12 protein-coding genes are annotated in these 14,218 nt (G+C 65.7%); 6 read left to right on the forward strand and 6 right to left on the reverse strand.

All coding sequences use genetic code 11. The features are described from left to right. The first annotated feature begins 15 nt into the window (after positions 1–15). From AC1DXK_RS10990 to AC1DXK_RS11005, 4 genes are read left to right on the forward strand one after another with little or no spacing between them, the layout of a single operon-like run. Positions 16–1,434 (forward strand): S41 family peptidase, encoded by a 1,419-nt coding sequence (locus tag AC1DXK_RS10990; RefSeq protein ID WP_457107417.1) that lies wholly within the window; start codon positions 16–18, stop codon positions 1,432–1,434. Then, on the forward strand, positions 1,431–1,775 hold the full coding sequence (locus tag AC1DXK_RS10995) for an ATPase inhibitor subunit zeta (protein ID WP_457107418.1): 345 nt from the start codon (positions 1,431–1,433) through the stop codon (positions 1,773–1,775). The genes AC1DXK_RS10990 and AC1DXK_RS10995 overlap by 4 nt, the downstream gene beginning before the upstream one ends. A gap of 52 nt (positions 1,776–1,827) precedes the next feature. Beyond that, positions 1,828–2,478, forward strand: coding sequence for a BON domain-containing protein (locus AC1DXK_RS11000; protein WP_457107419.1), 651 nt, complete (start codon positions 1,828–1,830; stop codon positions 2,476–2,478). 11 nt (positions 2,479–2,489) lie between these two features. After that, positions 2,490–2,966 carry a hypothetical protein gene (locus tag AC1DXK_RS11005; protein ID WP_457107420.1) on the forward strand — a complete coding sequence of 159 codons (477 nt, stop codon included), beginning with the start codon at positions 2,490–2,492 and terminating at the stop codon, positions 2,964–2,966. Here AC1DXK_RS11005 and AC1DXK_RS11010 read toward each other — a convergent pair. Together AC1DXK_RS11010 and AC1DXK_RS11015 are read right to left on the reverse strand one after the other, a co-directional pair. After that, positions 2,961–3,482: an isoaspartyl peptidase/L-asparaginase gene (locus tag AC1DXK_RS11010; RefSeq protein ID WP_457107421.1), complete on the reverse strand. Its 522-nt coding sequence runs from the start codon at positions 3,480–3,482 to the stop codon at positions 2,961–2,963. The genes AC1DXK_RS11005 and AC1DXK_RS11010 overlap by 6 nt on opposite strands. 130 nt (positions 3,483–3,612) lie before the next feature. Continuing rightward, positions 3,613–4,899: an MATE family efflux transporter gene (locus AC1DXK_RS11015; protein WP_457107422.1), complete on the reverse strand. Its 1,287-nt coding sequence runs from the start codon at positions 4,897–4,899 to the stop codon at positions 3,613–3,615. A 290-nt stretch (positions 4,900–5,189) separates the two neighbouring features. Between AC1DXK_RS11015 and AC1DXK_RS11020 the strand changes: the two genes are divergently transcribed. After that, positions 5,190–6,707 carry a GumC family protein gene (locus AC1DXK_RS11020; RefSeq protein WP_457107423.1) on the forward strand — a complete coding sequence of 506 codons (1,518 nt, stop codon included), beginning with the start codon at positions 5,190–5,192 and terminating at the stop codon, positions 6,705–6,707. 95 nt (positions 6,708–6,802) lie between these two features. Here the strand turns inward: AC1DXK_RS11020 and AC1DXK_RS11025 are convergent, their stop codons facing one another. Then, positions 6,803–7,960, reverse strand: coding sequence for a DegT/DnrJ/EryC1/StrS family aminotransferase (locus AC1DXK_RS11025; RefSeq protein WP_457107424.1), 1,158 nt, complete (start codon positions 7,958–7,960; stop codon positions 6,803–6,805). Between the two features lie 681 nt (positions 7,961–8,641). Here AC1DXK_RS11025 and AC1DXK_RS11030 point away from each other — a divergent pair. Next, positions 8,642–8,803 (forward strand): hypothetical protein, encoded by a 162-nt coding sequence (locus AC1DXK_RS11030; RefSeq protein WP_457107425.1) that lies wholly within the window; start codon positions 8,642–8,644, stop codon positions 8,801–8,803. A 512-nt stretch (positions 8,804–9,315) separates the two neighbouring features. Here the strand turns inward: AC1DXK_RS11030 and AC1DXK_RS11035 are convergent. The 3 genes from AC1DXK_RS11035 to AC1DXK_RS11045 all read right to left on the reverse strand — a co-directional run bounded on the left by AC1DXK_RS11035 (position 9,316) and on the right by AC1DXK_RS11045 (position 13,921). Further along, positions 9,316–9,738, reverse strand: a complete 423-nt coding sequence (locus tag AC1DXK_RS11035; RefSeq protein WP_477297752.1) for a GtrA family protein — start codon at positions 9,736–9,738, stop codon at positions 9,316–9,318. A gap of 1 nt (position 9,739) precedes the next feature. Next, a complete protein-coding gene (locus AC1DXK_RS11040) occupies positions 9,740–11,311 on the reverse strand; it encodes a UbiA family prenyltransferase (protein ID WP_477297754.1) in 1,572 nt (523 codons plus the stop codon). Between the two features lie 198 nt (positions 11,312–11,509). Further along, positions 11,510–13,921 (reverse strand): WD40/YVTN/BNR-like repeat-containing protein, encoded by a 2,412-nt coding sequence (locus AC1DXK_RS11045; RefSeq protein ID WP_477297756.1) that lies wholly within the window; start codon positions 13,919–13,921, stop codon positions 11,510–11,512. Between the last annotated feature and the right edge of the window lie 297 nt (positions 13,922–14,218).

Genomic DNA, 14,218 nt, shown 5'->3' on the forward strand with positions numbered 1-14,218 from the left:
CTTGGAGGTCGGACCATGTCCGGACCGGCAAGACGCCGGCCGATCTGGTGGCTCGCGGCGGCCGCCTGCCTCGCCGGGGCTGTCGGTACGGTCCTGGCGAGCCCCGCACCCCGGGATGCCGGACAGCGATCCGCCCTGGTCCCGGCCGCGTCCTATCGGGCGCTGGCGACCTTCGGTGACGCCTTCCACGCCGTCCGGACACGGGCGGCCGACGAACCCGCCGACGGCGCATTGATCGAGGCGGCGGTCGCCGCGATGCTCGCCGCGGTGGACCCCTACGCGCGGTACCTGACCGCGGCGGAGGTCCGTCGCCTCGACGAGGCGGAGTCCGGACGCTATGCCGGTCTCGGCCTCGATGTCGAGGCCGGCGGGACGGTCGTGGGCATGCTGCCCGGCGCCCCCGCGGCGCGGGCCGGTCTGGTGCCCGGTACCCTGATCGCGCGCATCGACGACGTTGCCGTCGCGGACCTCGGCCGGGCCGAAATCGTGGACCGCCTGCGCGGTGCGCCCGGCTCCACGGTGCGGCTGAGCCTCGTCCCCCCGGGCGGCCAAGGGCCGGTCGAGATGGTCCTCACACGGGAGTGGCTGCCGCTCCACCCGGTGCGCATCCGTGCCCTGGGCACGGTCGCGTATGTCGGTCTCGCCCACTTCGATGCGTTCGCGGCCGGGCGACTGCGCGGGGCCGTCGCGCGCCTCAAGGCAGAGATCGGTCCGGGCCGGCTCTCCGGCTTCATCCTGGACCTGCGCGGGAACCCGGGGGGCTTGGTCGTTCAGGCGGTCGCCGTGGCCGGAGCGTTTCTCGGTCGCGGCGAGATCCTGCGCCTCGTCGGCCGCGGCCCCGACGACGTCGAGCGGTTCGCGTCGGACGGCGCGGGTGGCGGTCTCATCGACGGCGTCCCGATGGTCGTGCTCGTCGACGGCGACACCGCCTCCGCGGCCGAGATCGTGGCCGCCGCCCTTCAGGATCACCGCCGCGCGACGGTCATCGGCACCCGCACCTACGGCAAGGGGGCGGTCCAGACGACCTATGCCCACCGCGACGGGCGCGGCCTTCGCCTCACCACGGCCTGGATGGTCACGCCGGCCGGCCGCAAGTTGGAGGGGCGCGGCATCGTGCCGGACCGCGTGGTGATCCAGGCCGGCGTGACGAAGGGGGGCGCGGGCAACGTCGAACTCCTCCCGTCCCCGCCGGGCGGGGGCGACGGCGGCCTGCGGGATGGCGTCGTGGCGGATGCCGACCTCACGCCCGCGCATGACCGTCAGCTCGCAGCCGGCCTGCGCCAACTCGGGGCCGCCGCAACGACGGGTGCGGCGGGCGAGGCCCCGGTACGCGGCTTTGACCTGCCTCAAGGATCGTCGCGGTGCGCGGCCGGACAATGCCCGGTCCGGCGCGGGCAACGCCCGCACCGATCCCATGATGGAGCCGCCCCATGACCACCTTCGACGAGCGCGAACGGGCCTTCGAGCGCCACTTCGTGCAGGACGAGGAGCAGCGCTTCCGCGCGCGCATGCGGCGCAACCGGCTGCTGGCCCTCTGGGCCTGCGAGCGCATGCGTCTCCCGGAGGATGCGGCGGAACGGTTCGTCGAGGCGTTCACCGACCGCGGTGTCCTGACGGCCGACGGACCGCTCGTCGCCGAACTCCAGGCCGACCTCAAGGCGGCGGGCGTCGAGGCGACGCTGCCGGACCTGCACGCGGAGATGGCGCGCTGCGCCGCCGTGGCCGGCGCCGAGCCGCGAGTTGGGGTTGCGCTGGATCAAAGCCGGCCCGTCTAGGGCCGCGCACAGTCGCGTCGCTTCGATCACGCCAACCACCGGGAGAGACGCCATGACCGACAAGGACTTGCGACGCGACGTCCTCGACGAACTCGACTTCGACCCCAGCCTCGACGCGGGCGACATCGGCGTCGCCGTGTCGGAGGGGGTCGTGACCCTCACGGGGCACGTCGGCAGCTATGCCGAGAAGGTCGAGGCCGAGCGGGCCGTGCGCCGCGTCAGGGGCGTGCGCGCCATCGCCCAGGAGATCCAGGTCCGCTACGCCGACGAGAAGAAGGTCGCCGACGACCAGATCGCGGCGCGGGCTCTGGCGATCATCGACTGGTCCGTGCACCTCCCGAAGCGGGCCATCCAGATCAAGGTCGCGGGCGGCTGGATCACGCTGACCGGCACGGTGGACTGGCAGTACCAGATGGCCGGCGCCGAGGCGGCCGTCCGGAAGCTCAGCGGCGTGCACGGGGTGACCAATCTCATCGCGGTCAGGCCGCGGGTCCCGCCGGCGGCCGTCAAGGACAAGATCCTGGAGGCGTTCAAGCGGAGTTCCATGTTCGAGGCGGACGGGATCACGGTCACCGTCTCGGGCGACAAGGTCACGCTGGAAGGCGCCGTGACGGCCTGGGCTGAGCGGGACGCCGCCGAGCGCGCGGCCTGGTCGGTGCCCGGCGTCCGCGCCGTCGAGGACCGCATCGTCGCCCTGAGCTGAGGAGAGCCGCCATGTCCGTCGAGACGCATGGGACCGACGCCGTCGTCGGCCGGTTCGCACGGCGCCCCGGGACGCCGGACGCCCCGGCCCGGATGTACCGCGTGACCCTGACGCTGGCGCGCTGCCCAGAGCATCCGGACGGCAGCGCCGGCAGGGGCTACGAGATCCTGGCGCCCCTCGGACCCGACGGCCACCTCGACGTGGCCCTCTGGCACGAGGCCCGCGACCGTTGCCGCGTGCGCCGCTTCTGGACCGGAGAGGCCGACTGGCACGGCCGCCTCGTGCACCGCGCCGGCGGCGAAGGCGGCGCGACCTGGCTGATCGACTACGAGGACTGGACGAACGAGGATGACGAGGCGGGCTACCGCCTCGGCACGCATGCCTTTGTCGAGGGCGAGTACGTGTCGATCCGGGATGCCGGCGATGCCGTCTACCGCACGTTCAAGGTCGCCCGCGTCAGCCGCGTGGACGTTGGGAGCGGCTCATGACGCCCGTTGCGCGTCGGCGCTGTTTGTGGGCCGACCGCGCCCCCTGATCGTCTCCCCGGTCCCACGATCGAGATCCGGGCTGGTCATGCCCCCGGTCGGGGTCAGGTCGGCGAGAGACCCGTCCCCGTCGAGGGCGACGGCGCCGACGGTGCCGAACTTGCGGGTCTCGTCGAGGGGGCTCGAGGCGGGGTCGTGGTCGAGGGCAACCTGGCCGGCCGCCCGTGCCCTGCAGAGCTGGTCGCGGTGGACCTGCGTGGAGAAGGAGGCCCCTTCGACCCTCTCCAGGCCGTGCGGTTGCGCGAAGGCATCGGCACCGGCGCCGGCCACGAGGACGAGCCCGCCCGCCTCCAGCACGGCCAGGGCGTCGACGAGGGCCGTCCGGCTGTCATCCGAGGCGGCGAAGGAAGGGCAGTCGGTCTGCGCGTAGAGCGCGCGGGTGGCGGCCGCGAGCAGGGGAGATCGCGACGGCCAGCGACTTCGCGGGCGCGGCCCATGTCGCGCCGCTACCGATCTCATTTCGGTCGCAGCCCCTCCACGGAACGATGAGCCGCGGTCGGGGCAGGCGTCGTGCAGGGCGCGAGGGCCCCGACAGCGGCGCAGAGCCGCGCTGGTCCGTCTCCGACGTGATCGCGGAGACGGCACGCGCTCACGGAAGCTGCACCTGCGGAGGCGCCTGCCCGCCCTTCCGGCGCCAGGCGCGGGCGACGCGCCAGACAGCCACCGTGAAGATCGCCTCGCCCACGAGAACGCCGATCATCGAGAATAGAGGCCCCACCGCCCAGACCATGACGACGACGAGCACGATCGAGATCACCGACGAGTAGACGCTTGAGTGAGCGAGCGCCCGGAACTGACCCCCGGCTTGCAGCAGGATGCTTTCCGGCGTGCGGACCAGCCGTAGGCCCATGATCGCCAACCACAGGATGAAAGCTCTCTGGACGTAAAGCAGATCGTAGTCTCTCGTAAACAGAAGCGACGGCACAAGATAGGCGATGACTACGCCGAGCCCCAAGGTCGCGAACCAGCCACTCATGAGGATGAATCGAAACAGGACCATCGTGCGATCGACGTCGCTCCATCGCTGCTGCGCGATCAGCCATGCGAGGCGCGGCCTCTCGAATTCTCCGAGTGCGTTCATCAAGATGATGGCTGGTCGGATCAAGAGTGCGCTCGCGGCGAGAGCCGCGAAGGCGGCGGCACCCGAAATCAGAGTCACGAAATAAGCATGCGCGTTGCCGGTGGCCTCCGTCGTGACGAGTCCGAGGAGCGACCAGCTCGAATGCTCCTTCCAGACGGCACCATAGCGCGACACTCCTTCGAGACGGGGCCATCGCAGCTGTTCCGCCAGATGATGCGGTCCGAATGCCAGCAGGCCGCTGGCTGCACTGAGCATCAGAGCTCCGTACGCCAGGAGGGGTGACGCGCTGCCCTGCCACGCGACGAGTCCGATGCCGACGGCGAGTATGAGGCCCGATACAATGTCGGACAGTGTGGCTCGCAGCGGCAGGCCGATCGCATACGCATAGGCGCGACCGAACCAGCGCAGCATGGTCAGGCTTGCAAATCCTCCAAACAGGATCGCAGCTATAAATTCGGTTCCAAGTGCGATGCTCAAGGCAGAAATCAATAAAAACACCAATAAAGCCAGCGTGAAATTGACGGCGAGCAGGCATTCGACCATGCCGGCATCGCGCGTGCCGTCGGCTTTCGCCATCACGACGGGTAGGGGCGCGCACAGGAATGCACCGGAAAAGCTCATCAGAAATTGCGAGGTGACCATGAGGAACGAGAAGGTGCCAAATTCATTCGGGTTCATCAGATGAACGAGGACGACTGACAGAATGAATTGTGTCGCCGAAAGCGCCAATGGTCCGGATACGGCAATTGCATACGGCGTCATGAGTCGAAAGAATTGAATTATATTAACGGTCATGGGAGTGCTGTTTTTCCAAATGAGCATTGTGGTGCCAAATCAAGTTCAATTCGTTGCGCTATGGCGCGCGATTAAAAAGCGTTGTTGCAATTCGGGCATTAAATTTGCTAGCTTCACGCCATCTGTGAGCATGGGCGATAAAATCTCCGTCCTGGAAGGGGTGGCTGATCGCAGAAAATATCAAGTCCCAAAAATGGGTCGATGATCGCGGCAATTTGTGTATCTACAGTATTGTCGATGGACTCGTAATCCAAGTACGAATCGAAGCGCCTGTTATCAGGATAGTCTTTATGCTGCAAGATCAATATATGAAGCCCTCAGTGGGTACCGTGTTGAGATCTATGTGGAAGCATAAGATATTGATGTTCCTGGCTGTCGCCGCCGGTGTGCTGTTATTTTTATCTGCTTATTTGTTAATTGCGCCGGTTTATGAAGCGTCCACGTCGCTTCTTGTCAGCCAGACGTCGGAGAACATCTCCGATGGCAGCCGGAAGCAGCTTGATCTGATCGCGTCTCAGGCGCGAATTGCGGAAAGCGAGGATGTCGTCCGCGGCGCGATCAATCGCGTCGGGCTTGATAAATTCAAAGGCGTGGGCCGTTCGCGCCTTCCCGGATTGGGAGGGTGGCTGAGGCAGATCGTCCATGGCGGGCGGGACAAGGACGGGGCGGTCACGGAGAACGCTGGAAATAAGGATTCGGGGATCTCCGACCTTGATCTGATCGCTTCCGTTTTGAGCCGACGCCTCACGGTGCGGACTGAGCCCAATTCCGAGGTCCTGAAGATCTCGTTTCAATATACGGATCCACGCCTGACGGCAGCTTTCGTGAACGCCGTGGCGGAATCGTTCATCGAGCGCCAGATCCGTCTCGCCGATACGCCAGGCGCCATCGATTTCTTTCGTGAGCAGAAGAAGCGATTCAACGAAGAAGTTGAGATGCGCTCCCGGCTGTTTGAGCAGTTCTCACGTCGGGAACGGATGTACTCGGTGGAGGATGAGCGAAGCCTGCTCCTGCATCGCGCCAGCGACCTTGCCGCAGCTCTGACGATGACGCGCAGCTCTCTGGTTGACAAGCAGGGTCAAAAGGGTGCGCTCGTCTCACAATTGCGACTTCTCAAGCCGGTGACACAGTCTCCATTCGTATCGAATCTGGTCGAAAATCTCGGTAGTGACGAGAAGGGGCGGCCGCCGTCGCGAGGCCCATCGGAAAACACGGCTGGCGCTGGAGACCCACCGTTGTTGATGGTGCGCGTCTATCAGGATTCGATGGTTGCGCTGCTGAAGGTCAATTCCGAGATCGCCGGCCTTGTCGATCTCGTTAAGCAGCAGGAGCATGAGGTCAGCTCCGTCAACCGAGACCTGACGACCCTTGTCAGCAAGCAGACGGAATTCGAGAGATTGAAACGCGACGTCACTCAGGCGACGTTGAATGCCGAGCTCTACGCGAAGCGGGCCACCGAGGAGCAGATCAATGCCGACCTCAGATCTGCGAAGCTGACGAACATACGTGTGATTCAATCGGCTACGACCCCGCTCCGAGCCGTGTTTCCCAACGGGACCCAATTTCTCGGGCTCGGCGTCGTGCTCGGTCTGATCCTGGGCGCCTCGGCTTCCCTGATGCTCGAAATGTATGGTCCGCGACCGGCGTCCGACGCGACGACCCCGGTCGCGTCGGTTGCGCCCGGTCGCTTCGCCGCCGCACCGGCTTCAACGCCCGGCGTGCAGACCAGTGAGATTCTCCGGAAAGCGTCCGCCTACTTCGCGATGGCCGACCTCAAGCGGCGCGCACGGGCGCCTTCCGGATCTTAGTGCTCGACTCGATCCTGCGTGATGCCGTTGCCGCCGCCTGCGCCTCGCTGCTTAATCCACGCCAATGTTGGGACAGCCGTGAAAACGAGGCTGAATCAGGACCCGATCGGTGCAGGCTCGGTGCCCGATAGACCGGTTGTCGTAAGGAAATGCCGAAGGGCCGCGATGACGGCGTCCTGCTCATCGTCACGCAGGCCCGGGTATAGCGGTAACGAGAGCGTGCCCTCCCCCCACTGCCACGAGATGGGATATCGAAGCGGCGCCTGGGCCGTGCGGTACAGGCTCAGAGAGGGAACACAGCGATAGTTGACGGTTGCACCGATCCCAGCCTCGCCGAGAGCAGTCAACACGGCGTCCCGGGCACCACCCGGAACGTGGATCGGGAATAGATGCCGCGCCGAGACGGCGCCGTCTTCGATGGTCGGCCATCTGAAGGGCGTGCCCGACAGCGCAGCCTCATACCGTCTGCAGAGACGTTCCCGGACCTTCTGCTGCACGTCGATCTCAGCGATCTGCGGCTCCAAAAGGACCGCAAGCAAATCCGGGAGGTTGGCTTTCGTCCCCAGGCGGGCGATGTCCCAATGGCGGTAGGCGTGTCCTTCGAAACGCCGGGCCGCGCTCGCCGACATGCCGTGTTGAACGGTCTGAGCCAAGGCATCCGCCAGAGCCAGATCGTTGGTGATGACAGCGCCTCCTTCGCCACAGGTTACATTCTTGGTCGCATAGAACGAGAAGATCGCCGCATCGCCGAGCTGGCCCGGACGCCGGCCGTCCCGCGTGCCTTCGAAGCAGTGCGCCGCGTCTTCGATGATTTTGACCGCGGCGGGAATGGCAGCCCTGAGGGCCGGTATATCCACCATCTGGCCGTACAGATGGACCGGGATGACGGCGCGGGTCCTCGCGGTCACCGCCTGCCCTACCTGTACCGGGTCGATGAGCAATGTTCGCGCATCGACATCTACGAAGACCGGTGTCGCGCCCACTTGCCGGACGACGTTGGCAGTCGCAGCGAATGTCATGGCGGGAACGATGACTTCGTCGCCCGCTCCAATGTCGAGGGCGAGCAACGTCGCGATGGCGCCCTGTGTCCAGCTTGACGTCAGCTTGGCGCTCTCGATCCCGAAGAAGCGGCGCAGCGTCCTTTCGACCTCATGACAACGTGGACCGCTCGTGAGGAAAGGACTTGCGAGAACCGACGCGACACGTTCAGCGTAATGGGCCGGGAGAGAGTGTCGATAAAATGGAACGGCCATTCAGCTGACCTCACTGGCGCTGGATCCTGCGGTATCCAGTGCATGTTGTTCAAGTAACCGCAATACCGCACCGCACGACCCGGCAGACCTCGTGCGAGACAGGCGTGCAGCCGGCCGATCTGATCTGATGCCTGTTCGACACGGGGTACGTTGATCGGGCGGCGCATACCCACTTGGGATGTCCCACCACGATTCGCCTCATTCTCGCTTGGTTCGACACGGCCGAAGCCCCCGCACACCGGCGGCCCGGACGCCATGCGTTGCGGCCGCTCAGGAATACGACGCGCATGCAGTACACGGGCTCAACGCGCGCCGGCTCAAGGGAGGCCCATGGTACCGGAATATTTATCCGCAGACGCCATCGGCCTTCTTGCGTGATGCGATCCATGCTGCTCCGATCACGGTCGGGCTTGCCGTCAAGCGATCCCGACCGCCGGACTGGCGGGGATCCCACTGAGTCGAGACCTGGGGGACCAAGCCCTACGCCATTCCTGCTCAGAGCGGCCGAGGCGGGATACGGTCCCGTTCAACGCTTGAGATCGTCGTCGCGATACGCATTCGATGGCCGGCCTTGTCGAAGTGCTTCGCCGGGAACTTGCTGTTTACACTTATGCAACGATTGGTGAGGATAATTCACGACCGGCCTGAGCAAGCGTTTACTCGAAGCGAGGATGCCCAGACATGGTTCTTATCGTCGCCTCGGCTTTTGCAGCGGCTCTCGTCGCGTTCATCTGGACGATAGGCAGTGGCCTGATCACCTCCATCCTGGCGGTCTTCATGGCCGGCAACTGTGCCGCTCTGATCGCTGGATGCTGGATCACGCGCCAACGCGGTGCGGCCTAGGGACCCGCACAAAACTCCCGATGCCTGGGAGTTCTCCGTCAGCACGCGACCGTGCGACGGGCGTTTTGTGCGAGGCTCTTCGCCAGACGGGCTTCTGGCGAGCCGACCGCTCGACTTTATGACCGCCGGACACGCGCGATCCGAGGCGGGCGTGTGGCAACGGGCCGACCACCATCTCCAACTGTACGAGCACGTGTCCAGCGTCAGGACGGCCGGGCCAGCCGAGGCCGCTCGGCACGCCGGCTCCTATGTTTTTGTCCGACGCCTCCGGGGCCGCGAGTTCCTCGGGTCAGCTCCGGGTGAGCCGCAGAATCTTCGGCCGTCCGGGACGGACGGCGCCGGGTGGCGCAGTTCGACCGACAGGTGCGGCCTTGGCGGGGACCGCCCCGATCCGGCCGACGGAGGTACGCTGCAAGGGTCAGGGGGATGATCGGCGGGTACGCGACGGCAACTACTGGCGACGAGGCCGGTGATGCTGCACCGGGGCATGATCGTCGCTCTCGACGTCGCGTTCAGGGCATCTTGAAGGTGACCGTCTTGTGTCCAAAGTAGTTGGCGACGGCACCGGCCATGATGCCGATGGCGTGCGCGGCAGGCGCCGCGACCGTCGTGAGGCCGAGCGGCATCAACACTCCATCGCGCGCGACGACCGCCACCGCCACGGTTACGACTGCCCCGATGAGATTGACCAGGAGGAAGCCTCCAAGTTGCGCGGCAAAGGATCGCGACGAGCCCGGGAAGACGAAGCTGCGGTAGATCACGAAGCCGATCACCATGCCAACCGCAGTGGCTGTCGCGACCGCGAGCGAGAACGGCATCACGGTGCTGAACAGGAAGCGTGATGCCCAGCTCACGCCCGAGGCGAAGCCGCCCGCGAGCAGAAAGCGGACGCGCTGGTCGAGCCGTGTGAGGTCCTGCAGGCCGAGCCGCATCATCTCAGACCGACAGGCCCGCCCAAGCCAGCACGAAGCACATCGCGAGCACACTCCCAGCCGTCAGCGCCAGCCGGTCTGTGAGCGCGAAGACGACCGGATCATCCTGCAGCGTGCCGCGCTGACACGCGACCCAGATCCGCCCCAAAATGACCGACAGCGCGAGGGGGAAGCCCCAGAGCCACGCAACATCGCCATAGAAGGTCTGCTTGAACGCGTCGTCGATCACATAGAACACCAAGATGAGGAGCGCGGACGTGCCCGCCGCGACACCGGCGGCCAGCACCAGGGGCAAATCCGCCGCCACGTAGCCGCGTCCGTTGATCTGGACCGCGCCGCGCGTCGTGGCACGGGCGATCTCGGTGTGGCGCTTGGCCAACGCCAGCGAGGTGAACAGGAACATCGAGAACACGAACAGCCATGGCGAGGCGATCGCCGCCACCGCGGCGGTCCCCACCGCCAAGCGGATCGTGAACAGGCTGGCGAGCGTCAAGGCGTCGAGCAGGACCACCCGCTTGAGGTAGAACGAGTAGGCGAGCGTCAGTCCGGTATAGGCTGCCAGCGTGAGGACCACTTTCGGGCCCGCGAGCGCGCCGAGCAGGAAGCCGGCTCCGAGGCCGGCCGGCACGGCGGCGAGACCGTAGACGATCGGGAACTGGCCGCTGGCGAGAGGACGGTTCTTCTTCGACCAATGCCGTCGATCGTCCGCGACGTCCCAGATGTCGTTGAGGATGTAGGTCGCCGACGCGATCAGGCAGAGCGCCACGAAACTGATCGCGAGCGACCCGAGTGCGGATGGGTCGAGGAAGCGATTGGCCAAGACGGCGGGCACGAGGACCAGCGCATTCTTGGCCCATTGATGGGACCGCATGCTCTTGAGGAGCAGGCGACCGTAGGACGGACGCGGGAAGACGCCGACGACGTCGGCCGCTCTGCGGGCCGCCCGCTCCACCCCCGGGGAGGCGCCTACCACGATCGCCTGCCGGGCGGCCTGCCACACCGGCAGGTCGGCGCGGCTGTCGCCCGCATAGTCGAAGCCCAGCGGGAAGCGGCGGGCGAGCTCGGCCGCTTTGGCGCGCCCTTTCAGGTTCGTCTGCCCGTCGCTGGCGATGACGCTGCTGATGAACGGGAAGCGCCGGGCGATCTGGGAGGCTGTGACATTGTCGGTGGCCGTCGACATGTGGACCGGCCGGCCTCTCCCGGCCTCGGCCTCCGCGAAGGCGACCAGTTCCGGGTTCTCCGGCAACGCCTCGATGTCGAGCGTGGCAGCCTGCGCCATGCGTCGTTTCAGGTGGGCGCGCCCGCCCATCGCCCAGTAGAGCATGCGCAGGATATTCAGCGGATCGGCCCGCATCAGCGCGAGCGCCTTTTCGTAAAGCACATCCGTCCGCAGGAGCGTTCCGTCGAGGTCGAGGATGAGTGGCACCTCGCGCGATCCAAGTTCCGGGAAGGCCGTCGGGCGAACGGCCTCGACTCCCGGACCGATCTGCCCCGACAGCAGGGAGCCGGCTACCAAGCTCGGTGAGCCGCCATACTGAATCCGGGGGGGGGTGTCGTGCAGAACAGATCGCGTCATCTCAGGCCTCAAGCTCCGCTCAGCAACGATTGTGGACAGGGCCGCCTCAATCAGCGCCGCCAAGATGCAGTGATCCACATCCGGCCGGTCGGGTCGCCGCTGAGATGAGAAATACGCAACCGAAGAACTATTGCAGGGGTCGATACAACGTCTTTCTGCCGAGACGCATGGTGGTCAGAGAGGCCGGTTTCGAGAATTTCAGCGCAAGGAAAAGCATTCCGTGTCCTCTCCGAATGCGTAGGCCTTCGCTTTGCAGTCGGCCGGTTCCCCGACCATGAAGCCGGAACCCACGTAGCCTACATAGACGCGGCCGAAATGATCGGCATCGGCGCCGAGAACAGTGACCTGATCCAAGGTGCCGACGGGGAAGGCCCCGATCTTGGTCCAGCTCTCACCATCATCAATTGATCGCCAAAGTCCATATTCGTCATTCAGCCGACCGGATATGAAAATCGTAGGATGGCCGGCGAGGTCAGGCCGCCCAAAGGCGATATCATCGACTTGGCTGACTCCGCGGATCGAAGACCAAGTCTCCCCGCCGTCACGGCTGCGCCTCAAAGGCGTGCCCGTCGCGTAGGGGATGCCCGATGTGAAGAACAGCTCGCCCTGTCGACCTGGCACGGCGCGGAGCTTCGCGGCGTATCCCGTATTCGGCGCGATCTCACCCATGAAGACTTGGCGCCACGACTCGCCACCGTCGTCCGTTCGCCAAAGCCCTTGCAGACGTTGATTCGATCCTTCCCCGCTATGAACCAAATAGAATACGCCGGGCCGCGTGCCGTCTGCCGTGAGGGTCTTTCGCGACAGGTATATGTGTGGATGTGAACCCGTGAACGGCAGGGTCTCGCCACTCAGAACGACCCGTTGCCAGGACCTTCCGAGATCCTTTGTGTAGAACGGCGCGCGGTTGTACGTCGGCTCCCAGACGATGTTGTTCGGGTCGCCGGCCGAGACCGCGATGGTGCCGAACGACATTCGCCAGGGGTCATCGGGCCGGGTACCCGGCGGGGTTGGCAGCGTGGCGAATTTGGTCCAGCTCTCGCCGCCGTCCAAGCTGTACCCGGCCAGCACGGCATCGCCATCCTCGGAGCAGCAGGACGTCCGGGTATCGGACGCATTCGTCACGACGAACCGCGGGTTGGCGGGAGTCAGCGCCACCTGTTGGGCGGCGATCAGCACGCGCTCCTTCGGGCCGTAGGTCGTCGAATAGGCCGTCAGGTCATGCTTGACGTGGATGCCGAAGTCCCAGACTGCGAACAGGGGGGCCTGCCCCGGGGCCTGATTGACGTCGTTCGCGACCAACTCCTCGATACCCCGGGTCTGGCTCACCCACGTCACCGTTCGCGGCGATTCGGACAGGTCCGCGTAGAAGACGCCCATGCCTGCGCCAGCCCAGAGCCGATCCTTCTTCACGGGATCGAACATGATACGGCTCATCGCGAAGTAGGAGGCGTTGCTGACGCGAAGCCACGGCGGGTCACCGGACCCGACCCGCGACGCGTGCGCCAGACGCGTCCACGAGCGCCCCCCGTCGGTCGATTGAAACACCGTTCCGCTCTGATCGATGATGAGGATGCGCGCGTCGTCCGCGTCGTTGGCCACGGCTACAAAGGGCAGGCTCGGCAGAGCGCCGTTGGATGTCAGGCTCTGCCATGCGCCTGCGCGGTAGCGCCAAGCCATGCGAGTCTCGAGATCGACACCGAAGAATGTCCCATCCCGCGCGAAGGCCCCCTGACTGAGCATCGACGGTCCGCCCTGCCCGTTGGAGGGAAGCCGGGAAAAGCTTCTGCCGCCGTCGGACGAGGCGAAAAGACCGTTTCCGGCCGACATCGCCCAGACGCGCCCCGTGAACCGGCCGCCGGCTTTCTCGAACCACGTGATGATGCCCGGGCTCTGGTGCCCGTCCTGGGACGGGCGCAGATCTTTAGCCGGAGGCACCGACGGAACGCGCGACCACGTTAAACCCGCGTCCTCGCTGCGCCAGAGACCGTCGGCCGGAGTGCCGAAAAGCGCGACGTCCGGCCGCTCGGGATCAACCGTGATGAACGGCCCGGAATTGCGGAACTCGCTATTCGGATCAAATCCATGCGCGAACGGTGCCGTCGACGAAGCTGCGAATGACCGCCCGCCGTCCTGTGAGGTGAACACCCTTCCCTTCAGCGCCAGATAAATCCGACGCGGGTCCGAGGGTGCGACGACGACCTCGTACACCCCCTCGTTCATTCCATTCTGGACACGAAACGTCGACGGCATCGAAGCGGCGGTCACAAGTTGAACCCATCGATTAGCCGTGTCGCTCCAGATATAGGCTCCGTACACATCCGCTCTGACGACGCGCGTCACCCCGCTGACGTCCGAAGAGTATCCGGTTATGAAGCCGCCCCCACCGAGCTTCACGGACCGCCACAGATAGGATTCCGCGTGGGCGGCTGTCAGGGCCGCCAGACTCCACAGCAATACGGCGAGACCGCGTAGCGATGCGGAGGAGGGCGGACCCGTCGTTGACGATCCGCGCTGCCTCAAGCGCCGCGGCAGGTTCCACCTGCGATCAGCAACCGCGGCCCGGCCAACCATCCCCTGGCGCACAAAACGGAAGCCCGTCGGCATCATGGCCTGCACTCCGCCGCAACACTGAACCGGACGCCCGGAAACCGCCGACATCCGGCCCGGACAACGACGTTGGGAACGCGCCTCAGCTGAACCATGCGGCTCGCCTTGCCTTGGACGACGGAACGTCGTGGACCACGGGACGTCGCCCCGCCACGGCTGGAGGATGGCGCCGAGGGGCGGAGCGCCTGTGGCGTGATGATCCCGTCGCGACCCGGAGCCCCAGAGACGATCGCGAGTCTCGAACGCGCCGGGTTTTGGACTGGGAAGCAAATCAGAATCATCCCGGAATGAGAATAC

Source organism: Methylobacterium sp. P3_A11 (assembly GCF_056403155.1).

Coding starts and splice junctions, on each gene's coding strand:
- AC1DXK_RS10990 (WP_457107417.1), top strand. CDS start 16: ATGTCCGGACCGGCAAGACGCCGGCCGATCTGGTGGCTCGCGGCGGCC.
- AC1DXK_RS10995 (WP_457107418.1), top strand. CDS start 1,431: ATGACCACCTTCGACGAGCGCGAACGGGCCTTCGAGCGCCACTTCGTG.
- AC1DXK_RS11000 (WP_457107419.1), top strand. CDS start 1,828: ATGACCGACAAGGACTTGCGACGCGACGTCCTCGACGAACTCGACTTC.
- AC1DXK_RS11005 (WP_457107420.1), top strand. CDS start 2,490: ATGTCCGTCGAGACGCATGGGACCGACGCCGTCGTCGGCCGGTTCGCA.
- AC1DXK_RS11010 (WP_457107421.1), bottom strand. CDS start 3,482: ATGAGATCGGTAGCGGCGCGACATGGGCCGCGCCCGCGAAGTCGCTGG.
- AC1DXK_RS11015 (WP_457107422.1), bottom strand. CDS start 4,899: ATGACCGTTAATATAATTCAATTCTTTCGACTCATGACGCCGTATGCA.
- AC1DXK_RS11020 (WP_457107423.1), top strand. CDS start 5,190: ATGCTGCAAGATCAATATATGAAGCCCTCAGTGGGTACCGTGTTGAGA.
- AC1DXK_RS11025 (WP_457107424.1), bottom strand. CDS start 7,960: ATGGCCGTTCCATTTTATCGACACTCTCTCCCGGCCCATTACGCTGAA.
- AC1DXK_RS11030 (WP_457107425.1), top strand. CDS start 8,642: ATGGTTCTTATCGTCGCCTCGGCTTTTGCAGCGGCTCTCGTCGCGTTC.
- AC1DXK_RS11035 (WP_477297752.1), bottom strand. CDS start 9,738: ATGATGCGGCTCGGCCTGCAGGACCTCACACGGCTCGACCAGCGCGTC.
- AC1DXK_RS11040 (WP_477297754.1), bottom strand. CDS start 11,311: ATGACGCGATCTGTTCTGCACGACACCCCCCCCCGGATTCAGTATGGC.
- AC1DXK_RS11045 (WP_477297756.1), bottom strand. CDS start 13,921: ATGATGCCGACGGGCTTCCGTTTTGTGCGCCAGGGGATGGTTGGCCGG.